18 protein-coding genes are annotated in these 21224 nt (G+C 42.2%); 1 reads left to right on the top strand and 17 read right to left on the bottom strand.

The genetic code is table 11. From position 1 onward, the window contains the following. Window position 1: 1 nt before the first annotated feature. The 13 genes from DYH27_RS11085 to DYH27_RS11035 form a co-directional block, all read right to left on the bottom strand. Complete coding sequence (locus DYH27_RS11085) at window positions 2-739, bottom strand: SDR family NAD(P)-dependent oxidoreductase (protein ID WP_004354490.1); 738 nt, start codon at window positions 737-739, stop codon at window positions 2-4. Then, window positions 736-2082 carry a Gfo/Idh/MocA family oxidoreductase gene (locus tag DYH27_RS11080; RefSeq protein ID WP_025068235.1) on the bottom strand — a complete coding sequence of 449 codons (1347 nt, stop codon included), beginning with the start codon at window positions 2080-2082 and terminating at the stop codon, window positions 736-738. The genes DYH27_RS11085 and DYH27_RS11080 overlap by 4 nt, the downstream gene beginning before the upstream one ends. Before the next feature lie 13 nt (window positions 2083-2095). Next, window positions 2096-3055 (bottom strand): capsular polysaccharide synthesis protein, encoded by a 960-nt coding sequence (locus tag DYH27_RS11075; RefSeq protein WP_025068234.1) that lies wholly within the window; start codon window positions 3053-3055, stop codon window positions 2096-2098. A gap of 9 nt (window positions 3056-3064) precedes the next feature. Further along, window positions 3065-3541 carry an acyltransferase family protein gene (locus DYH27_RS13690; RefSeq protein ID WP_262510593.1) on the bottom strand — a complete coding sequence of 159 codons (477 nt, stop codon included), beginning with the start codon at window positions 3539-3541 and terminating at the stop codon, window positions 3065-3067. Window positions 3542-3566: 25 nt separating this feature from the next. Then, window positions 3567-4151 carry an acyltransferase gene (locus tag DYH27_RS13685; protein ID WP_262510592.1) on the bottom strand — a complete coding sequence of 195 codons (585 nt, stop codon included), beginning with the start codon at window positions 4149-4151 and terminating at the stop codon, window positions 3567-3569. Between the two features lie 37 nt (window positions 4152-4188). Next, window positions 4189-5172, bottom strand: a complete 984-nt coding sequence (locus DYH27_RS11065) for a glycosyltransferase family 2 protein (RefSeq protein WP_025068233.1) — start codon at window positions 5170-5172, stop codon at window positions 4189-4191. Further along, window positions 5169-6242, bottom strand: a complete 1074-nt coding sequence (locus DYH27_RS11060) for an EpsG family protein (RefSeq protein WP_081640802.1) — start codon at window positions 6240-6242, stop codon at window positions 5169-5171. Before DYH27_RS11060 ends, DYH27_RS11065 begins: the two co-directional genes overlap by 4 nt. Then, window positions 6239-6982, bottom strand: a complete 744-nt coding sequence (locus DYH27_RS11055; protein WP_004352495.1) for a glycosyltransferase family 32 protein — start codon at window positions 6980-6982, stop codon at window positions 6239-6241. The genes DYH27_RS11060 and DYH27_RS11055 overlap by 4 nt, the downstream gene beginning before the upstream one ends. Next, on the bottom strand, window positions 6979-7956 hold the full coding sequence (locus DYH27_RS11050) for a glycosyltransferase (RefSeq protein WP_025068230.1): 978 nt from the start codon (window positions 7954-7956) through the stop codon (window positions 6979-6981). Before DYH27_RS11050 ends, DYH27_RS11055 begins: the two co-directional genes overlap by 4 nt. Window positions 7957-8149: 193 nt before the next feature. Beyond that, window positions 8150-9334 (bottom strand): glycosyltransferase, encoded by a 1185-nt coding sequence (locus tag DYH27_RS11045; protein WP_025068229.1) that lies wholly within the window; start codon window positions 9332-9334, stop codon window positions 8150-8152. A 153-nt stretch (window positions 9335-9487) separates the two neighbouring features. Continuing rightward, on the bottom strand, window positions 9488-11077 hold the full coding sequence (locus DYH27_RS11040) for an MATE family efflux transporter (RefSeq protein ID WP_244595177.1): 1590 nt from the start codon (window positions 11075-11077) through the stop codon (window positions 9488-9490). Between the two features lie 34 nt (window positions 11078-11111). Continuing rightward, window positions 11112-11279: a hypothetical protein gene (locus DYH27_RS13440; protein WP_004354285.1), complete on the bottom strand. Its 168-nt coding sequence runs from the start codon at window positions 11277-11279 to the stop codon at window positions 11112-11114. A gap of 9 nt (window positions 11280-11288) precedes the next feature. Further along, the gene (locus DYH27_RS11035; protein ID WP_100070028.1) at window positions 11289-12179 is read right to left on the bottom strand and encodes an ATP-binding protein; all 891 of its coding nucleotides are present in this window, start codon (window positions 12177-12179) and stop codon (window positions 11289-11291) included. Between the two features lie 1558 nt (window positions 12180-13737). On the opposite strand from DYH27_RS11035, the gene DYH27_RS11030 reads away from it, so the two are divergent. Further along, entirely contained in the window at window positions 13738-14778 is a 1041-nt protein-coding gene (locus DYH27_RS11030; protein WP_025068227.1) for an asparaginase, read from the top strand. Between the two features lie 211 nt (window positions 14779-14989). Here the strand turns inward: DYH27_RS11030 and DYH27_RS11025 are convergent, their stop codons facing one another. From DYH27_RS11025 to DYH27_RS11005, 4 genes are all read right to left on the bottom strand, one after another. Further along, window positions 14990-15907, bottom strand: a complete 918-nt coding sequence (locus DYH27_RS11025) for a dihydrodipicolinate synthase family protein (RefSeq protein WP_004354298.1) — start codon at window positions 15905-15907, stop codon at window positions 14990-14992. 72 nt (window positions 15908-15979) lie between these two features. Continuing rightward, window positions 15980-17206 carry an MFS transporter gene (locus DYH27_RS11020; RefSeq protein WP_029216633.1) on the bottom strand — a complete coding sequence of 409 codons (1227 nt, stop codon included), beginning with the start codon at window positions 17204-17206 and terminating at the stop codon, window positions 15980-15982. A gap of 88 nt (window positions 17207-17294) precedes the next feature. Further along, window positions 17295-18371 (bottom strand): cyclically-permuted mutarotase family protein, encoded by a 1077-nt coding sequence (locus DYH27_RS11015; protein ID WP_025068226.1) that lies wholly within the window; start codon window positions 18369-18371, stop codon window positions 17295-17297. 338 nt (window positions 18372-18709) lie between these two features. After that, the gene (locus tag DYH27_RS11005) at window positions 18710-20815 is read right to left on the bottom strand and encodes a GDSL-type esterase/lipase family protein (RefSeq protein WP_025068225.1); all 2106 of its coding nucleotides are present in this window, start codon (window positions 20813-20815) and stop codon (window positions 18710-18712) included. Between the last annotated feature and the right edge of the window lie 409 nt (window positions 20816-21224).

Here is a 21224-nt window from a genome sequence, read left to right as displayed (position 1 = left end):
TCTACTTAACTCTATTTGAAGCCACCTTATAATCATAGCTATGAAGTCCTTCTCTCCGGAAGTCGCTATGATAACGTTCTAATACTTCATGGAAAATTTCATCATATTGCAGAATGAAAAGGTCATCTTTGGCTTCTATATGTGAAAGAATCTCATTGGCAAGTGGTGCGATAGCAGCCAAATCCGTTTCACCTTGATTAAAACTTGTTCCCTTGATGGAACCGGGACTTATATTTAGTATGCGATTCAAACTTCCTCCCTTTTCAAGTTCCACATTGACACTTTCTATAAAGATTTTGAGAGCTGCCTTTGTAGCACCGTAAAGTGAGAAGAAAGGAGAAGACATAAAGCCAGCTATGCTCACCATGACTCCACAATAAAAATCTTCCTTCGAATTCAACTTATGATAAAAGTGCTTGATGATACGAATAACAGAAATAGTATTTACTTTGAAGTATGTTGGAATTATCTTCTCATCAATATTTTCGAAAAGCGAGAGTCTGCCAAACCCAGCAGTAATAATAAGTCCATCAATACTATTGAAACCATCAAAGATTCCGTAGTCCTCGTTCGTCAAATCAAATTGATGGTATTCCACTTTGGAAGAAAGAAGTCCACTGGGAACGGTCTTTTTATCAACTATATATACCCTTTCTGTCTCAGCTCTTTCTGAAAGGATCTTGGCCATAGACAAACCTATTCCGTTCGCTCCTCCCACAATCAATATTTTTTTCATCATATTTCCTTAAAGTTTATTCTATTTGTGAAACTCTCCATAATTTCAGCCATAGCTATGCTCTCCTTTCTTCTAAGTCTTGCCGTACTGAAACGGTGATTGACTATACAAGAAATAAATTCCTGTATCTCATAACGCAGACCATCACCATCCCACTTATAAAAGAATTTTTTATTCTGATTCTGATCTTCATAGCGTAGTTCGTAATAATCTGTTTTCCACCAAGGAGCAGGCACATAAGCGTAACCTTTTGTCCCGGATATTACCAAATTACCTTCGGTCTTTACACCTAAACCTAATTTGAAAGAAGCCACAGCATTCTTGAATTTCATTACTCCCTTAGTATAAACATCCACACTATTCCTCATCCGGGAATACAGGTTTAAGTTTTCGTAATTCGTCCCCAATAACCGCACAATCGGAAGTAAAGGATAGGACCCCATTTCATAGAAAGAACCACCAGCCTGTCTGAAATCCAGTTCACGAAGAGAAGAATCCCCCCAGACTTTCGATTCAGAAGCATCTATATCAACCACCTCTCCTATCAGACCTGACTTTATCATAGTTATAAGATGGTTAAAGGCAGGACAATGAGCAGTTTTATTAGCTTCCATAAGTATGACCCCATTGGCCTCTGCCAGCTGATAGAGTTCTCTGGCTTGCTTTCCCTGCAACACCAAGGGGGTCTCACAAAGGACGTGTTTATGTTGTCCTATCGCATACTTTACCTGTTGATAGTGCAAGAGATGAGGCGTGGCTATGTAAACTGCATCAACACTATCCACAAGTTGTTCGAATGATTCGCAAATATTTTTAAGATTATCATCAGTAGCCAGCCTCTCTGCCTTTTTGTAATCGATATCATAAACACAAGTTACATCTACCTGACTTACATATTCAGCCTCCTTGGGAAATTTACGTGCTATCCGACCACAGCCAACAATTCCAATCTTGATATTGTCCTCCTGTTCCTTGCGCAACATTGTAGAGGATATACCTTCTGTTCGAGGTAAATAAACAACATCACAAAACTCCTTCAAATAGTCGAAATGTCCCTTCCAATCAGAACCAACAGTAAAGATATCTACGTTGTATTTCTGTATGTCGTCTATTTTTTGTCCGACATAGTCTTCAATGATTATTTTATCTGCCAGACCTGTTTTCCGTACAGCCTCGACTCGCTCAAGAACATTACTTTTAACATTGAGCTTACCTCGTTCCCTATCGAAATTATCATTTGTCACCCCGACAATCAGATAATCGCCTAAAGATTTTGCACGCTTTAACAAGTTGATATGGCCCTGATGCAGCAGATCATATGTGCCGTATGTAATGACTTTCTTCATATTTAAACGTGTATTATAATGGATTTCCATTTCCATCATTTATGATCTTATCATAGAATGTTCCTTTCCTTATTGTATCTGCCTGTGGCAGTTTATAGCTGAGTTTATGGAAACATGACTGTCGTCTCCAGTCTTCCCACAACCTTTCTTGATATGTATTGAAGAAATGCAAAAGGAGTAGATGAGGAGTTTCGTTCGTATAAGGTGGTATTCTATCTGCTTCATCTGCATGATACTCGCATGCAAGCGTAAAGAAATGATGAAGAAGGAAATAGTCCAGAAGCCTGTCATGCTTCTGCCAATACTCATAAAGCAGGCTACGTGTAGTGCAAAGAATTCGGTTCTGTGGCTTTGCCCAAATACACCAACTGGACATTACCGTAGCATGCCCGTTTGCCCCAGGTTTCTGGGTCTGATAGACAAAAAGATCTGACTCAAGAATAACCTTGGGAATATTTCTATCTGTACACAAAACTGTGGCATCCAGCCATAACCCGCCATATCGGATAAGTAACTCTACACGGAGAAGATCGGAGAAATGTGTAAGCGTAATTTTCCCCGCTTCTAACTTGTCCAAGATGAACTGGGGAAAGGAAACAAAGTCCTTATAGTTATCTCGGCTGATAACTATAATCTCCCAATCATAAAGCTGGTTACATATAGACTGATAACACTTCTGCACCAAATAAGGAGCACAATCCATTCCCTGCCACCAGAAGATCCAAACTTTCCTAATACATTGTAAATTTGACTGCATGGATTGTTCATTGGAAACAAGGATTTTCTTGTATTTTCTACGTAGATACTTGTAAGTCGTAAAGGATGCAGCCTCCCTGAAAAGCTCCAATCCCTTATTGGAAAAGCCGGTATAAAGAAGAAGAAAAGGAGCCTTAAAGAGGAATCCTGTCTGCATATACTCTCTAAAAAGATTAACTCCTCCAAATCTTTTATACAAAGTAATAATACGGTTCATTGAATAAAGTTATTTCAGGAAAGCCAAAATAGGAATACGATTGCCAGCGAATGGAAATAGCACCTTCTTAACAAAATAGCTGAACAAAACAGTCATCGTGATTCCTAATATAAAATAAGCCCAATAAAGTACGATGGAGTCGCCAACCAACTTGTCCAGATGCAATTGCTCCAGTACTCTAAACATCATCATGTGGCATAGATATATTTCCATAGATAAAGAACTGAAAAACCTCATGATCCTATTGTCTAAAAATCTTCGGTTTTTCCAACAGATACCACCTGTCATGGCATAAAGAACCCAAAATGTAAAAGTCAATAACAGAAATATGATATTTTCTCCAAAGATCGTTGGTTTAATTATAATTTGCAGTATTGTACAGATAGCACCCAACGTCAGGTATACAAACTTATATCTTTTATTGCCAAGTTCCTTCCTGTATACATATAGCAGACCGCCAGTAATAAAGAAAGGAAAACTAAACACAATATTATGCCGGCTATTAGCGATCTCAGACGGGAAGCACAAACTGTTCTGTCAGATAATATTTGACGACCAAAAGGTGCATAAGCAATGCTACTCCCCATGCAAACCATACCCTCCTTTTGCTTTTCAAAAGATAGACAAACCAAGGAAACAGCATATAAAAGACAAAAATAACTCCAATAAACCAACCTACACCGATAACATGAATATCTGGATTGGGAAGAAAATTGAATGCTAATGTTAAATCGGAAAAACCTTGGACGAGTTCCTCTATAGAAGGATTCATCAACATATCTATAATGACAAGCAGGGCAAAGAAAGGAAAGATACGCTTGTAACGTTTATTAAAAAAACGTTCGACATCAAATGAAGTCCCTTCTTCACCCGATGCAAAGTTATGGTAGTATCCACAACACATAGAGAACGCACTCAAAAGAAAGAAAAGGAAAACGAACATTGTAAAGAAAGGTATCACATCCTTATACAGAATGCTACTCTCTTCTAAAAAAACAATGTCAGCCTTCCTCATATTTGCCATATAATGCATCATGGCGATACCGAAAGCACCTATTGCCCGTAAGCCATCAAAACTGTTGTATCTTCCTATCATATATCGTGATAAAGATTATATATTATAATAAGCAATTCTACAAACTGCTAAAAAAAAGAATAAAATGTTTTAGCATACGCGAAAATGAAACGTAATAACGTATGAATGTTAATGAAGAGAAATAAAGAATTATACGCCTAAAAAAAACAACATCCTTATATTGTTGTCTCGGAAATTGCTCAAGTCTTTTTCTACTTCTAAGAAAATAACCGTAATTCTTGCATACAGCAGAAGCCATAATGTTATTTATAATCCTCTCCAAGTCTGCATGGCTAATCGCCCTTTGGAAAATATAATCTTTGTCTTTAAACCAGCTATGTAGAAAATCACTAACTTGCCATGCCTGCTCTGCACTCTTCACAGAAAAGACATGCATGTATGATTTTTCATTCGTATAGTCATAATGGTAAAGAGGTATATTAACGACAGCTATTTTATTAGCCCAATATGCTAGCCGAGGAATAACCTGATAGTCCTCTGCCATATTCAATCCTTCAATAGCTTTAACTGCATTATCAGTATATAAACTTCTTCGGATCAAATTTCCACAGATGGAGTGAAAAAAACTTCCATCAAGCAACCCAATAATTATCCGTTTCTTATCTAGACCTTCCGGTTTCTTTATGACTTTAGTATAATTACGATGTTCAATAAAAAGGCCATACGACAATATATCAACATCATTGTTATGCAAGATTCTACATAGAACCTCAACAGTGTTCTTTTCAAGATAGTCGTCAGAATCAACGTGTAGCACAAAATCACCCGTAGAAGACTCTAAAGCCTTATTCCTCGCACAAGCCAGTCCTCTATTTTTTTGTTGTTCAACAATTTTCACCTGTTCTTGGCGATAGGGATAATTTTTAAGAGTCTCTGTAAGCACATATATACTATTATCAGGTGAGCAATCATTAACAAATACATACTCTATATTATCATAGGTTTGTTCAAATAGACTTATCGCACATCTTCTAATATACTTCTCCACACCATATATTGGTACACAAATTGAAATCTTCATAATAATGTTCTAAATTGATAGGGGTTAACTCCTTCTATATTATTGACGCCATACCGCCAAACGAATAATACTAAACCAAGTATAAACACAACAAAAACAAAAAGCCTGTAATGCCTCGTCTCCTTATCTGAAACCATTTGAGCCAACAAAAGAATTTGCATGAAATTACATACATAATATAATCTAAACGCATAAACGGAGAAAGCCGTTACAACATTATAGATAATAATTGAGAATAAAAAAATATTCCACTCGAAAGAATATTTCTTTGACGGCTTAGAATAATATATATATATGGCAAAAATATTATATAACAAGACCATAAAAAAACCTTTATCCATGGTTCCAACCACATAATTTTCGTATATAGATACATTCGGAATTAGATCAATTAGTTTGAGTGCTAAAGATGACAACAAAGTTCCGCAAAAAAAAGAAGTAATCAAAGAAACAACAACAAAAAATAATATATATTTTTTTCTACTATTTTTATATTTCTTAGTGAAATAATGGATTGGTATGAATGACAAGGCAAGTAATTCACTTCTATGAAATAGATATGAAATAATAATTACAGCAACACCAAATTTTATATATTTTTTTTTATGTAATAGGGGGACCATCAAATAAATAAATGCAATCGCCATCGTTTGTCTTATGGCATTCATAGAATAAAAGAAATATCCATAAAGCACAAATAGAAAGAAAAAGAGAGACTTATTAACATGGTTATCTTTGGCAAATTTATATATTGATAGAAAAAAAAGAATCCAAATTAAGGAAACAAAAGACAAATAATGATTACCAAATATTGATTTATAGAAAACAATAAGCCACAAAAAGCCTAACTCAAAAGAATGATATATAATTTTTTTTGCAGTATCAATTTCATGTATTAAATTGAAATCATCTTCATATCCTAACGTGTCTGTTCCAACATTTACATCTCGAAAAACAGCCAAGACCACAATGCTTGTAATAAACATACAACATAGTATCCTATTCTTAGAGAATACACATGCTAAAAAACCAAGTAAAAGTAAAAGAAAATATTCAATTGATAAATTCATCTTTTAATATACTGTTTTATGAGACGATAACAAGTTATTAGTTTATCCCCCATAAGATGTTCTATTCTACGTTTTATCCTGTAAGACATCGGCATCCATGATGCTGCAAATTGATGAATAGAAACCGTTTCCTTTGTACAATTAACTTTATTATCATAGAATTCTTTAGGACTAAATACATATGAAGGAAAAATAGGTATAAAACCGTTCTCCTCCGCCCGTAAAGCCTCCTCTACCGACTTCACATCCATTAAACTTAGATTCTGATATTTAAATTGAGCCTCTATTATCTTAGGAAGAGTTGTCGTATCAAAGGATCCATCAGGTCTAACAAAATCCCTATCCTTATAATATGCTAAGGCCTTAGCCACCCAGCACGTTCCCTGCTCCACACCAAATGCAGCAACTTCAAAACCGTCATTACCATTTTGCCATCCTAACATCGTATTTAGACATAAAAAAGGATTATAACTTTTCAACACCTCAACATCCATATCCAGATAAATTCCACCATAGTTATACAGAGCGTATAACCGGATATAATCGGCAGCAAAAGCATATTTCTTGTTATCAAAAGCCTGTGCAACCCATTTGGAAGATTGTTTGTCAAAACGGTTAAAGTCCCATTTCATAAATTCATAATCAGGGAGTTTCTCTTTCCACGTCCGCATATACTTCTGTAAATCAGAAGGGACGGGATCATCGCTGAGCCAACAATAATGTATAATCTTCGGAATCATTTTAAGTATGCATCAAAGAGTGGTATTCTTTTAAATTTAGAAGTATTAACAAGCCGTATTCCATACCATATGCCAACTATGACATTGCATGGGTAAAACCATTTCCTCTGCTTAAATCCACGTAAAACCAAATATAAGAAAGTAATGAATGTTTTACCTGTCCAAGCACAAGCGCATAAAGCTTTCTTTATAGGAGAGTTCTTCTGCAGGTTGAAACACATACGATACCAAATCATAAAATCTAAAATACGAACATTTAAATCTGCCTCTTTCAAAGTGTCACCATGCTTTGCTGTTTTTCCATCCAAATGTTTAATGTCAATATCAAATGAAACAGCTACCTTAAATCCCATTAATGTCATTTTATAATAAAAAAGTTGATCGTCCCACAGTGCGTAAGAAAAACTATCCAACCATCTTTCGTCATCAAAATGGATAGCCTTATAAGTCGATTTACGAAGTAGGGCGCATGGACCAGCAGCACTGTCTGAGGGAAGAACTCCCCCTATAGGAGAATTGTTATAAGAATATTTTCCTGTATACTGATTTATTCTAAAAGCATACCCATCAGGAAACCTTGGATAAACACCATAAAAACAAGTTTTAACTTTGTCCTGTAAACTCATCTTATGATTAGGGAAAGTATTGGGACTAATACAATCAGTCCCAGTAATTTGCATTTCTGCAAACAGCTTCTCCACTGCACTTTCTTCTAATTTTATATCATCATCACAAAAGAGAATATAATCACTATCAACTTCTTTAAAAGATAAAGAACGTTGTGCCACCCTCCCTTTAGGACAACGAATATAAGTTTCATACCCAACAGTTTCTTTTGGAAGAGGGTATCCATCTGCTATATAAACCAAAATCTTATGTGGTGGTATGGATTGACTTACTAGAGAATTTAACAACTGCTGATATTTCTCTCCTCCCCTACCTAATGTTCGTATAACAGCACAATAATTCTTCATTTCTTATAAATTAGAACCCACAATATCGAGTAAAATTAATTCTGCTATGAAAATAACATTTTGTATAGAAAATGATTATATTTCGAATATCTTTATGTAGCTACAGCTTAGCCTGATAAAGATAGATTATTAACAAATAGATACTACTCAAAACAACAATTTGTAAATAAAGATACAATAGAGAAAAGGAACATTATCTTTTGTCAAAGACATTCTGCAATAAATTGTACCATTGCTTAATAATCCTATTCTGCTCAAAGCGGTGGGAACTATTAATGGCAGTCAATGCTAATTGCTTTCTCAAACTATCATCTCTCATAATTTCCTTCAACCGTTCTACATATCCTTTCAAATCGTCTTTAGGGATAATGTAACCATTATAGCCATCTGTAATAATCTCATGAAGTGAAGCATAAGTGTCAAAAGCCAAAGGAACACATCCATTTTGCTGTGCTTCCGTCAACGTGAGTCCCCACCCTTCACTTTGGCTGGTCATCATAAATAAAGATGCTCTTTTGTAGAAGCTTTCAGAGGGATGTGAACCCTCAAAGAAAACATGTTTCAAGTGCTTGTAATTAACATAGTGTATATACTTGTCCAAATCATTCCCTGTACCAACTATGTGAAGGGACCAATCAGGAAAGTCACCACTTTTTTCTACCTCTCTCCATATTTTAAGTGCATAAGAAATCCTTTTTTGAGTTTCATCCATACGTGATACTATTAAGACCATCTTCTCCTTTTCATTTAATTTTGTCACATTATAAAAAGATTCAAAGGAAAGACTATTATGTATCACGATAAAATTTTGATTATCTTTAATACTTCCATATTTTACAAATTGTGGTATAAATCTCCTCGAGAGCAAAACCACCTTATCTGCTACTTGATAAGTCTGTTCATATTGCTTGGGAAGTATTCTCCTATTCCTAAACTTATAATATGGATACAACCATATCTTAACAAAATTATTCAAACTTTTATTCTCTCTCCATTTTGTGATGGACGAAAGAAAAGAAAGGAAATTAACTTCCCAACCAGGTTCAAAGTGATGACAGAAGACATATTTGCTTCCTACAGACTGTAAAATCTCAGCAAGCATCTTTGACAAATAAAAAGCACCTTGATTGATAAAAACGTTAATTTCCCATTGCAACAGTATACTTTTTAATTGGTTCTTGTCTCTGCTCGGATTAGCAATCAACACAGAACCATCAAAAATATCAGAGACTTTCCCTGTACGAGATTTGGCAGAAAACACACTATAACATTTCCAGCCATAAATGTCTTTGAGATTTTTTGCAATAGTATAGGTGATTCGCTCTGTACCTCCCTGAATAGGAGAAATCTCAAATGCTGTATAAAAACAAATATTCATGCTGTAAGATTTCCCAATGTATAGAAATTTTATGATGATTATTACACTTGTGGTGAATCGTCTGGATGCTTTATAAACAGACAATTTATATTAATACTTTCAAGATATTTCCCGTGTTATAAAACAGTAACATCAATACGACGACTTTAGGAGTCATCTTTTCAGTCTCTGTACTATATGACCAACCTTGCTTTTTATAAACATTTTTTCTCCATTGTTACATCCAAGATAAAACATGGTTAACGTACAACACGCTACACATACGCTACAAGTCAGTATGAATGAAAAAAAAGAGTTGTTGTCTCTATAAGTCATATAAATCGGTATTATCGGTGTTATAAAGGAAACTATTAGCACAGGCTTAAGCACTAATTGCAAATATTCCTTGAAACGCATACCTATCATTGGTAATACAATAAACAATCTTGCCAACTGCGTCATGACTTCGACAGTAATATGGACACAAAAAACCCACCAAGGACTGACACCAAGAAACTTTAAAAGCAAATATGCAATGGGGACGATACTCAAGAGCATTGTACCTTCAACAAGTTGAAACCTCCTTAAATTCCCTGTAGCATGGACTGAAACAATAATAGGGTTGCGAAGGGTAAAAAGCAAACTGATTATCAGCGTCAGACGCACAAAAGTAACAGTGTTGCCAGGTACGATACCCAACCAAACCTGTAGGACATATTTAGCTTCCAGCATTAAAGGTAGAGCAATGAACAACATGATAAAGAAGGAAAACTTGGAACTTCTAATCAAAAGTTGGTGCATATAGTCTAAGTTACCTTGAGCGTAGCTCTTGGTTATCTGTGGATTTAACGCCATCTGAAAATTCGTGCAGAATTGCTGACTGATACCTTGAACATGAACAGCTATTCCACGTGCTGCATTAACTGCAGGACCAAAAAACATATTCAAAAGAATATTTAAACCTTGTGTATATCCCATGTCAGCCAAAGCACCATTCATAGTCCAACCAGCATATGCAAATATCTCTTTGAACATTTTTTTATCATAGCGGCACATTGCCCGGGTCTCCTCAAATCTTCTCCTACAATACACATAATAAATTATTCTATCTAAAGTTTGTACTCCCAAGAACAATCCAGCATAAATAATGAGCTTGTCATAAGGAAGAACTATCAAAAGAAAAACTATCAGAAGCTTTAGTGTACCATCCAATAATGACATATAAGCAAATGCGGACATCTTTTCATGTGCCACTACCGCAGCATTGTATGGTACACTCAATACTGCCATTATTGAAGACATAATAGAAAACTGGTATACCCAAAATGCTGCAGTCTGTCTTGCTTCCGGTATTTGAAGTTGGGTGTTAAAAAACCAAAGTCCAATAGTTTCTCCAAATAAAAGTACAACAAATGCCAGTATATAGTGAATTGTAAGAATATTTCCAAACGTGAACTCAAGCTTCTCAAGATTTCCTTTTCCAAGTCCAAATGTAATATAGCGTGAAGTGGCCCCACCCAAAGAACCCGTAAGAAAACTAAGCATAGTAACAACACCACCGACCACATTATTGACCCCATAATCCACTACACCTAAGGTTTGTAAAACAACTCTTGAAGTGTAAAGCCCTATCAGCATCATCAGTATCATACGAAAGTATAACATCAATGTGTTTTTGGCAATACGTCTGTTGTTCTCAGACATCTGATGCATAATTCTGTTCTCTATAGTATTTGTTATACCTCCCAATAAAAATATAGGCATATTCTAAAGACACCATCCAACTCTTTTTGTCTTTTTAGTCTTGCCTGTAAGTACTCATAATCCCATTGAATTTCTTTTCCACAGTCGATGCCACCTGCGAACAAGTAGACTGATGATTGATGCCTTTCAAACCGGAAATGACCTGTACAAGTACAGTATCTACATAGCACTCCGGTATGATGTTAGAATGTCTTCCTTTCATAATACCGGGTCAATTCAGCTCTGACAGGTTTTCTAAGTTGAAGAAAGCATCTATACCGTCACTGTAAATGGTCTGTAACTCTTCTTCCGTAGCAGTATGGATGATAACACCCTCATCTCTTTTCAGACAATAGAAAAGTCCCAATTCAATATTATCCTCCAGGAAAGCCCCCAACATATAGGGACTGTGGGTGGTAATTGACAGTGTATTCTCATGCTCTCTAAGAGTACTCTCTATGAGCCATTTGGCAACATCCTTCTGTGTCGGAGGGAAAAGATTGTTCTCTGGTTCTTCCAAAAAGATGTCGCAATGATCGGTCTTGACGTATCTCTTATAAATCGCTTCGCATTCATCTGCAGCTTTATCATCATCAAAACGAAGTTTTATATCACCTATACCACGAAAAGTCTGTACGTTCCCATCAGTACGATTTTTCTTCACAAACAGTTCCTGGTAAATAAGTCGCAACAGACTCTCATTCTCTGCCGAATCAGAAAGTCTCATACCTTTTTCATCCTTATAGACTGAGGAATAAATATAACTAAGAACAACAAACATAGGGACCAACGACTGCAAGCCACTGGAAGTGTTGGTGAAGTTCAAAGACGTATCTGCTGCTATCTGTATCAAATCCTGTCTGGACAATGAGTCATAGTGATAAGTTATGCCAAGGTTCAGTATATCTGACGAGGCCTTCGAGTTTCTGCGTGCAAATTCCCAGTCAGCCATGAAGTTGCGGATGTTGTTCTGCGGAAGTGTCACCTCAAACCAGTTTGGAATAGCCGCCACCATGTTACGCTCTGATGGAATATAGCTTATCTTCGACCTCCTGTAATCCCATCTCCCTTTCTTCCATGCGAATGAAAACTTCTTGGATGCGCGCTGGTAGGAGAACATCATATAGTCACTTTCGTAAGATATGAAAGAGTCCGGACGTATGTATTCCTCCAGTTTGTGAAAGGCCCATAAATGATTGTTAAATCCGCTTTCGGTCAAAAAATATTCTGTAGACTATCCGAGCTCTATGCGCTTCTCCCATACACAAAAGCAAGCAATCTTCAACAGCGTATTTTCCCTTGGGACTGCGGGCCGATAACTACATTTATGCGCTTCAGTTCAATATCCGCGAAAGATATTGGGAGCCAGTAGATAATGCATGGGGATTGGACCAACATTCCGAATCATGAGTTTTCTCATAAAACTTGATTTGTCTATGTTTCAGCTCTTGCCGAAAGCCAATGAAAAAAGATAAGGGAAAAATGGAATAAGGTCTGAATACCAGTAGCCAGACAACACCCTCTCCCTGACAAGGGAATGCCAAGCAAGGGGACGAGGGAGGAGGAGGCTACCGCTTCGGGACAGGACAGATATTTACGGGCTGTCCGCAGTATTCATAATCCATCTCGGAAGAAAGGTACATGACCAACAAACACAGAATCAGTATAAGGTCCACACAGACACATTGGACTGATAATGAAATCTTTAGCTCATTCATGTAACGATGTAAGTCTAATACGATTCTAAAGTTACCAACACAATATAATTGATGATTTATAATTGCGTACAAAGTTACGAAATAGTATGCAGAATGGAAAAGAAAAAAGAAGATATTTCGTAATGGGAAAATAGAATGAGGAAAATCAGAACAATATCAGAATAACATTAGAATAACATCAGAACAACTTTAGAATAACATCAGAACAACTTTAGAATAACATCAGAACAACTTTAGAACAACATCTTTACCAGACAACGGTATGAGACCGTTATAGTACAGGCATACTAATGCTGGACTTTCAGAATATGCTTATAAACTGCAATGAGTTTTAAAACCTTTTGCTGTCATTTTTAACATTTAAAGTATATTATTGATATTCAACATATTATAGAGATGCAGGATATGACAGGAATGACAGCAAAATTAGATTGATCGGTGAAGGCCTTGACAAGAGTGCTGTGTTGTATGGTTACACCCAGTTATCAGAAAGGGTGAGTCCAAAATAAAATGCGAAAAACAAGAAAGAAATATTTGATATTGAAGAAACAAGCAGAAGGCATACTCTGAAAATTCTACATCGACCTCCCCAAACTGCACAGAGCGACAGTTCTTTGTGCCAGTTTACCTTCCTGCGGAATCTATTGTTTTCTCTTTCAGTCGTATAAACTTCCATGACCTGCCAAGAGGGAAACGGAGTCAGTCCATCTAAAATGTGAAATCTATCAAAGTGTTTTACTGACCTGTCAGAAAACGGAACGAACCAGGCATAGGCTGTTGATAGATTCCAGATGTTTATTGGCATGGTTGGCGTTTCCTTGAAAATTAATTCCCGTAATCTAATGATAGTGTTAGATGTTTTTGCTACCTTTGCAGAAAATAAGCTGCGCCCGGCAAAACAGGAGCGAATATCCTTTGCTATCGCCTGTTATTATTTATGAAGAATCAACAAACTAATGCACAATGAACAGAACCAACAAAGTATTGCTCATTTACACTGGCGGCACCATCGGAATGGGACACAACCGGCGTACTGGCGCTTTGGAGCCTTTAGATTTCAGTCATCTTGTTGACAACGTTCCAGAGTTCAAATTAATTCCGACGGAGGTTGACACCTATCAGTTCGACCCTCCTATCGACTCTTCCGACATGACTCCTCTGCGCTGGAAGCAGCTGGTAAGGATTGTCTCGGACCGTTATGACGACTATGACGGCTTTGTTATTCTACATGGTACAGACACGATGTCGTACACGGCCTCTGCCTTGTCGTTCATGTTTGGCAACCTTACGAAACCCATCATCCTGACAGGCTCCCAGCTTCCTATCGGACAGCTTCGTACAGACGGGAAAGAGAATCTGATGACGAGCATCGAACTGGCTTCGGCACACCACAAGGACGGCACGCCGATGGTCCCCGAGGTATGTATCTATTTCAGCGGCCATCTGCTCAGGGGCAACCGCTCGACGAAACAGAATGCGGACGAGTTCAATGCCTTTGACTCTTTCAATTATCCCCATCTGTGCGAAGCCGGTGTCAATTTCACTTTCGACGAGCACCGTATTCTGAAACCCGACCTCACCCAGCCGATGACCCCCCATCTTGAGCTGGACAACAACGTGATTATCTTTTCGCTCTTCCCCGGAATTGAGGAGCACCTAATCCGCCATGTGCTTGATGCGCCGGAACTGCGGAGTATTGTGATGCGCTCCTATGGGAGCGGCAATGCCCCTCAGCAGCCCTGGCTTATGAATCTGCTCCGCAAGGCATCCGAACGCAATGTTGTCGTGGTGAATATCAGCCAGTGTATCAGCGGACAGGTAGAGATGAACCGTTACGACACGGGCTATCAGCTGAAGGATGCCGGCGTCATCAGCGGTTATGACAGTACGGTTGAGGCGGCCGTAACGAAACTGATGCACCTGCAGGCTAAGTCTGACGATGCGGATTATATCCGGAGGAAAATGAGCCAGTCCATTGCCGGTGAAATAACTGTTACGGTCTGACTGGCCTGCAATCTCAGACGGATAGTTTCCTTTTCGGTACCTTTAGGGGGCTGTATCAAAAGCGTGAAGTGCTTTTGATACAGCCCCCCTAAAAGTATGTACCGTCAATCAAGAAGCAAATACCCTACCGTCGGATTTCTTTTCGGAATCAAAAACGTACCAGCCCAAATTCCTGTGGTACGGTTACGTCATACTCTTTTCGGGAACCGAATCAGAATCTGTTGCAGCGTTCAAAGAACCCTATCGCTTCCAGCTCTTTCTTCATGCGTTTCTCCTCGTCGTCCGTCATGTTCTGGAACGGCACACGATTAGGTCCCAGATCGAATCCCAGGAGTTTCATGATGCGTTTTCCGCCGACGATATTTCCCCGAAAGTGACAGATGACATTGATGACCTCCTGTGAGAAGTTCTGCTTTTCACGTGCAGTCTCAAGGTCGCCCCTGTCCCATGCTTCCAGGATGCCTGTCAGTTCCCGGCCGTTGTAATTGGTCGTACCGCCGATGCCGCCCCGGGCACCACCCTGTGCCAGACTTGGCAGAATCGTCTCATCCTGACCGTGCAGCATATCGTACTTCCCGTTCTTGTAAAGGCGGCATTGGTTGTACTCGTAGAGACTCTCAAAGGTGTACTTGATGCCTGCGAAGTTCGGAATACGTCCATCAACAGCTTTCAGCAGGTCGAGCATCGGAAGGAAAGCACCGTTGAATGCAGGGATATGATAGTAATAGAAGGGTAGCGACGGAGCTGCAGCGGCTATGGTTTCACAGTATTTCACCAGCTCTTCAATCCTGCCGATTCTGGGGAAAGGAGGTGCCATGGCACCGATTCCCCAGGCTCCTATCTCCGCTGCATGCACGGCCAGCCGTACGCTCTCACGCAGACAGCAGCTGCCTACATGCACAATGACCTTGAAACCTTCCGGTGCAGCCTGTATCCACCGTTCGGCCAGCTGCATACGTTCTTCAGTGGTGAGCATATAACCCTCACCAGACGATCCGTTGATGAAAACTCCTTTCAATCCGTTCTTCTTCAGCATTGCTGCATAAGCCTCTACAGGCTCAAGATTGACATCGCCATTCGCATGGAACGGCGTGAACGGTGCGTCGATCAATCCGATTATTTTTTCCATAAGTTTAATATGTTTTGCCAAGCAGCTCCCCCAGGGTTTACCTGAAAGAGGAGACGTGCTGAACTGTCTTTCTCATTCCACATTATCCGTTGTCGGCTTCAGACAGGATAGCTGAAGAACCAATGCCAGGACGACCACTCCACCTAAGATGGCAAAGCCAAGCCCCAGATTTCCCCCATCAGTCCATTTCCCTAACACCTGCGTGACAGCGGCACCGGCAAACACCCCTGTCATGTTCATGATGCCGTATGCCGTACTTCTGTATTTTGAAGAGATGAACTGGCAGAGAATCGGCATATTATTGGCATCAAAGATGCCATATCCCATCCCGAAACACAGGCCGGCACCCACCACGGAAACAAGACTGTGCCCGAAACCCAGGAACAACAGTGACGGTACGGTAAGACCAAGTCCGATGGCACTGGTATAGATTCGTCCGCGGAGATTACGCTGCACCCAGCGGTCGGAAACGAGACCTCCCACAATGACGCCGATGAACGATGAAACGGCAATGGTAATGGTAGACAGCGGCCCGGCACTTGACATCGGGATGTGCAGGCTGCCGGCAAAAAGCGTCGGAAGCCAGTTCTTCGTCGCCCAGCCTGGCAGACTTGGTACGGCAAAGTAAAAGAGTATCACCCAGAAAGCCCATGTCGAGAATACCACAGAAAGCCCCCGGAAGGGATTCCGGCCCTGCCCGGTTCCGTCCGGCTGGCTCTTCTGCTGTCCGTGTCTGGGATTTTCTTTTAGAAGCAGAATCAGCACGAGGGAATAGCCTATGCCGACGATTCCGAACCATTGGAAGGCGGCATGCCAGGAAAGCAGGGCAGCGAGTGTCGCACCGAAACCGCCGACAGCCTGACCGATGTAGAGCCCGGTCATGTGGATGCCAATCGCCAGCGAGCGTGACTTCCCCTCGTGCCAGTCGGCAATGAGTGACAGGGCAGACGGGATATAAAGTGCTTCGCTGATACCCATAAAGGCACGAAGCCAGTAGAGCTGCTCGAAGCTGCGGGCATACCCCATGAGAAAAGTCACGGCAGACCACACGAAGATACTGCCCACGACAAGCCACTTGCGGTTGATGCGGTCGGCGACGATGCCGGCGAAGGGACTTACGATTCCGTAGATCCAAAGAAAGACGGCCATCAGTGCGCCAAAGGCTTCTGCGTGGTTCAATTCGGCAATGTCTGCCTTCATGGCTTCCTGCATAGTCGACAGCATCTGCCGGTCCATATAGTTGAGAAGTGCCACAAACCAAAGGAGGGCAACAAGTACCCAGGGATAATATTTCTTCATAATAGATATTGATTGTCGATGAAAGAAGACTCCTCCCGACTTCTCTGAAAGAGTAGAGCGTAAACGGTGACGGGCAGTAGAAACGGTATCAGTAGACGGTGCATTTCACGACGCTGCTGCTTCTCACCCTTGGTTTCAGTTCGCCGCCTATCACATACAACCCTTGTTTTGTCAACACCAGTGCAGCTCCCGCACGGGCTGTTGCAGCACTTTTGCCGATAACCCTCCAGCCCTCTTTGCTATATAATAAGGTGTAGGGATTAAAGTGATACCACTCGACAGGATGCGTCAGATAGTCCGGCTGTGGATGATTGACGGCTGCGAGAAACACCTCCTTGTTGACGCCGCCCATTACCAGCAGACTGTCTTCTCCCAGATTGACGGAGGCACCACCGCCTACGAAAAGCGGATTGCCCTTGTCGTCTTCTGGTCCGTCCAGCAACACCCATTCACCCGTCGTCTCATCATACGCACAGCCGTCCATCGCCAGCCGGGCTTCTTCACCGCAGCCTGCCGGTGCGAAACCGCCAAAGAGACAGAAGCGTTTTCCACCCATACTCCCGGCTACAGGCTGCACACGCATGATTCCCGGGAAAGGCTTTATGTCTTTCCATCCGTCATCAGGAAGGTCAATATCGAGGCACAGGACGCGGCAGGAAGCCTTACCGTCCATCATTCCTCCTGCGACATAGAGATGTCTCCCCACCATGGCACCAGCCATATTGTCGGCCGTACAGGGCAGCGGCGGAAGGAGAGAGACTTGTGCTTTTCCATCAGCGATCCTGATGCGGTAGGCGGCCTTCCGGCTTCCTTCACCGTTCATGCCTCCCACGATGATCATGCTGTTATCGCAGACCACCGACACCCCATAGGCCAAAGGTTCCGGCAAGAGCCCGATCTGTTTCCAATGCAGCTGATCGGCCTGTCCGCTCCTGGCTGCATATATCCCCTTGTAATACTTCTTCCTATTGTCTGGTTCCAGCGTGTTTACAGGAAAGTTGCATCCGCCTGCCATCACGATACTGTCATCGATCCGGCCGGCAAAGCAGGCCGAAACACCCTGTCCGATACCCGCCTCGTCGGCAGGGAATCCATGCATGATGATCAGACTGTCGGCTCCACAGGCATGTGCGCCCAGCCCCGTCAGTAATGTCATTGTTGTCATTATCAGGCTTTTAATTCTCATCTTTCAGGTCAAAGAAACAGGGTGGAATCTCCCCACCCTATTGATATTACAACTACAGAGGATAATTTACTTACAGCATATACCCGAAACCTTTTCTTTCATTGTTCTGCGAGATACTGTCAACAGCAATTAAAGATAAGTTCTCAGGACCGTCAATCAGGTTTAAAAATAAAACGAAAAGCCGTCGACCAAAGCCATTAGACCGCAGAATCCAATATTCCCGACCGTTTGGGAACAGCATTCCCGACCGGTCGGGAATGCTGTTCCCAGGCACTGGGACATCCTTTCCCAAACGGTTGGAAACATAAGCATACGTATCAGTCAGAGAGTCCATCGGCCTGCTGCTGAAATGTACTGCAGGGCAGTCCGGCCTCGTTCACGAGATTGGCACGGGTGAAAGGCTGCCATCCGTAACGGACGGAAAGCGGATGGGCGACAGACGGCGAGAAGACGGTAACGGTGTCAGGCTGCAGAATACGAGCATCGGCGGGATAGTAGATGCCGTCAGCACCAGCCACTTCAAACCCCAGCAGACGGCTGTCACTTCCCGACGGCGAGCGTACAGACAATGACCGTGCATGGGAGAACTTCAGGCAGAGACCATTGCCCTTCTCGGAGACAGAGAGGCAGACAGGGCCTTCGGATACGAGGTCGTACCCGTAGCAATGATGCAAAGCCTGCATGGCAAGACGTTCTCCGACCGGTTTCTTGTTCCGGTAATGCACTTCCAGGGAGTCGCCGAGGTCGCTCGTCACGGCCATCCATGTATTGTGCAAGGCGGATGCCATCCTGCACTGGGAGTCACGGAAGCGAGGCCATGAGGGGCGGTTCAGGCTGGAGAGCTGGGCGAAGAGAAAGGGAAGGTCAGGATGATGGAAAAAGCTGCGCCAGCTTTTCAGCAACAGGGGGAAGAGCCGCTCGTGCAGTTCCATGTTGTGTGCATTCGATTCGCCCTGATACCATACAACACCCCTGATGCCATACCCTTCCAGGGGGAGAAGGGCCGTCTCGAACATATAAGCCGGTGTGTATGGATGACGCTGCAGCCGGTTCCGGCTGGCACCGATATTCAGCAAGGCCCGTTCACGTGCCCACTTCATGCCGTAATCACCGTGATACCAGTCGTGCAGGATGGCAGGAAACTGCCACTCCAGTGTCTGCCGGTCAATCCACGCCTCTGTGGTAGTACCGCCGACGGCATTGCAGATGATGCCTACAGGAACCTGCAGGCTGTCTGCCAGCATCCTGCCGAAATGATAAGCCACGGCAGAGAATCCAGACAATGACGCACGGGAGCAGCTGCGCCACGGCCCGACATGAAGGAACTGATGGCGGTTGACGGAATCGCAGGTCGCGGCAGACCACGTGACGGCATCCGTCGGAGAAATGGCCGACATATTGAACAGGTGCAGACGTTTCTGCCTGTCAGCCTCCTCCAGGTCGCGTTCTCCGCTCTGGACAGCACAGACAGGCAGTTCCATGTTGGACTGTCCCGAGCAGAGCCATACCTCGCCGACATATATCTCACTTATCGTAACCGTCTTTCTCCCATTACTTATCACGGCCGGGTAAGGGCCACCGGCTGTCTCTGCCGGGAACGTGACACTCCACTTCCCAGCCCCATCAGTCACAGCAGACCGGACACGTCCGTTAAAGTCTACCTTCACCGTTTCCCCCGCATCAGCACTTCCTCGGAACACGACAGGCTCATTGCGCTGGAAAACCATGCCGTCAGTATAGAGCGGAGGAAGCGCAAGTCCGCCGTGCTTCCCGGTCAGTGCGCCATACACAGTACGGGCTATGATTCCTGCCCCTTCGGCATTCGGGTGGATTGCATCGGCAAAGAGGTCGGGACGGCCGTACAGGGGGGTATGCAGGTCGATCAGCGAAGTCTTTCCGGTGGATGCAATCTGTCTGATGTGCCGCTGAATGGCAGCATACCAGTCTCTCGTACTACTCTCAAAGCGTGGATGCCGGTCGAAGATGGGGGTCATCAGGCAGATCCATATCTTCGCCTTGGGATTGACCCGGAAGAAGCTGTCTATGAGCCGGATGTAATCCGCATTGAATTCTTCACTGTGTTCCGGCCAGTTACGCGGATCGGTATCGTTGAGGCCGAGATGGATAACGACGAGGTCGGCCTTGAAGTCCAATGCTTCCTGATATTCTTTCTGCTCCAAATAAGGTCGGTGTCCGTGACGGAGAAGTGTAGCACCGGAATGCCCGAAATTCCTTACCTCGTAGCCGCTGCCCAACATCCGCTGCAACTGGGCTGGATAACAGTTTTCCTCCCGGTCGGATATCGTCATGCCCCATGTGACACTGTTTCCCACACAAGCCACCTTGACGGTACCGCCGGCAACTGCCGTCAGCACCGTCAGGAGCAGTCCGAGCAACATGATAGTTCTCTTCTTCTTCATCATTCTGTAGCAATTGTATCTGTAGTTCTTACTTTCAAAGGTATTCTCCATAGGGCTGCAAAGTTAACGATATTCTGCGAATAAAAGAAATCCTAAAGGGCGGAAGCACGCTTTTCATGTCACAGTCCTGTCCGTTTGAGAATGTGTCCGCACACACTCCTGCACTATGCAAAAAACCTAACAAAATATTTGCAGATATATAGAAAAAGACCTATATTTGCAACTGTTATCCTGAAAACAATCTTTTACCTTTTAAATGGCTAATACCTATTGAGTAAAGAGCGATCACCTGTGAAGGTCATCGCTTTTTTATTTTATCCCCGAAGTCTTCCCGGATCCGGGACTCTTCGCTTTTCACCCGGAGTATTGCGACAACAAAAAAGAACGGGAATCATACGACTGTACGGTTCCC

It is taken from the genome of Prevotella denticola (genome assembly GCF_900454835.1).
Lineage (GTDB): Bacteria > Bacteroidota > Bacteroidia > Bacteroidales > Bacteroidaceae > Prevotella > Prevotella denticola.
This window is presented reverse-complemented; position numbering and strand designations above follow the sequence as displayed.

Excerpts from the sequence above, each read along its gene's own strand:
- DYH27_RS11015 (WP_025068226.1), bottom strand. The coding sequence starts at position 18,371 with ATGACAACAATGACATTACTGACGGGGCTGGGCGCACATGCCTGTGGA.
- DYH27_RS11045 (WP_025068229.1), bottom strand. The coding sequence starts at position 9,334 with ATGAATATTTGTTTTTATACAGCATTTGAGATTTCTCCTATTCAGGGA.
- DYH27_RS13440 (WP_004354285.1), bottom strand. The coding sequence starts at position 11,279 with ATGAAAGGAAGACATTCTAACATCATACCGGAGTGCTATGTAGATACT.
- DYH27_RS11035 (WP_100070028.1), bottom strand. The coding sequence starts at position 12,179 with ATGATGTTCTCCTACCAGCGCGCATCCAAGAAGTTTTCATTCGCATGG.
- DYH27_RS13685 (WP_262510592.1), bottom strand. The coding sequence starts at position 4,151 with ATGATAGGAAGATACAACAGTTTTGATGGCTTACGGGCAATAGGTGCT.
- DYH27_RS11020 (WP_029216633.1), bottom strand. The coding sequence starts at position 17,206 with ATGAAGAAATATTATCCCTGGGTACTTGTTGCCCTCCTTTGGTTTGTG.
- DYH27_RS11085 (WP_004354490.1), bottom strand. The coding sequence starts at position 739 with ATGATGAAAAAAATATTGATTGTGGGAGGAGCGAACGGAATAGGTTTG.
- DYH27_RS11060 (WP_081640802.1), bottom strand. The coding sequence starts at position 6,242 with ATGAATTTATCAATTGAATATTTTCTTTTACTTTTACTTGGTTTTTTA.
- DYH27_RS11055 (WP_004352495.1), bottom strand. The coding sequence starts at position 6,982 with ATGATTCCGAAGATTATACATTATTGTTGGCTCAGCGATGATCCCGTC.
- DYH27_RS11040 (WP_244595177.1), bottom strand. The coding sequence starts at position 11,077 with ATGCCTATATTTTTATTGGGAGGTATAACAAATACTATAGAGAACAGA.
- DYH27_RS11075 (WP_025068234.1), bottom strand. The coding sequence starts at position 3,055 with ATGAACCGTATTATTACTTTGTATAAAAGATTTGGAGGAGTTAATCTT.
- DYH27_RS11080 (WP_025068235.1), bottom strand. The coding sequence starts at position 2,082 with ATGAAGAAAGTCATTACATACGGCACATATGATCTGCTGCATCAGGGC.
- DYH27_RS11050 (WP_025068230.1), bottom strand. The coding sequence starts at position 7,956 with ATGAAGAATTATTGTGCTGTTATACGAACATTAGGTAGGGGAGGAGAG.
- DYH27_RS11030 (WP_025068227.1), top strand. The coding sequence starts at position 13,738 with ATGAACAGAACCAACAAAGTATTGCTCATTTACACTGGCGGCACCATC.
- DYH27_RS11065 (WP_025068233.1), bottom strand. The coding sequence starts at position 5,172 with ATGAAGATTTCAATTTGTGTACCAATATATGGTGTGGAGAAGTATATT.
- DYH27_RS11025 (WP_004354298.1), bottom strand. The coding sequence starts at position 15,907 with ATGGAAAAAATAATCGGATTGATCGACGCACCGTTCACGCCGTTCCAT.
- DYH27_RS11005 (WP_025068225.1), bottom strand. The coding sequence starts at position 20,815 with ATGATGAAGAAGAAGAGAACTATCATGTTGCTCGGACTGCTCCTGACG.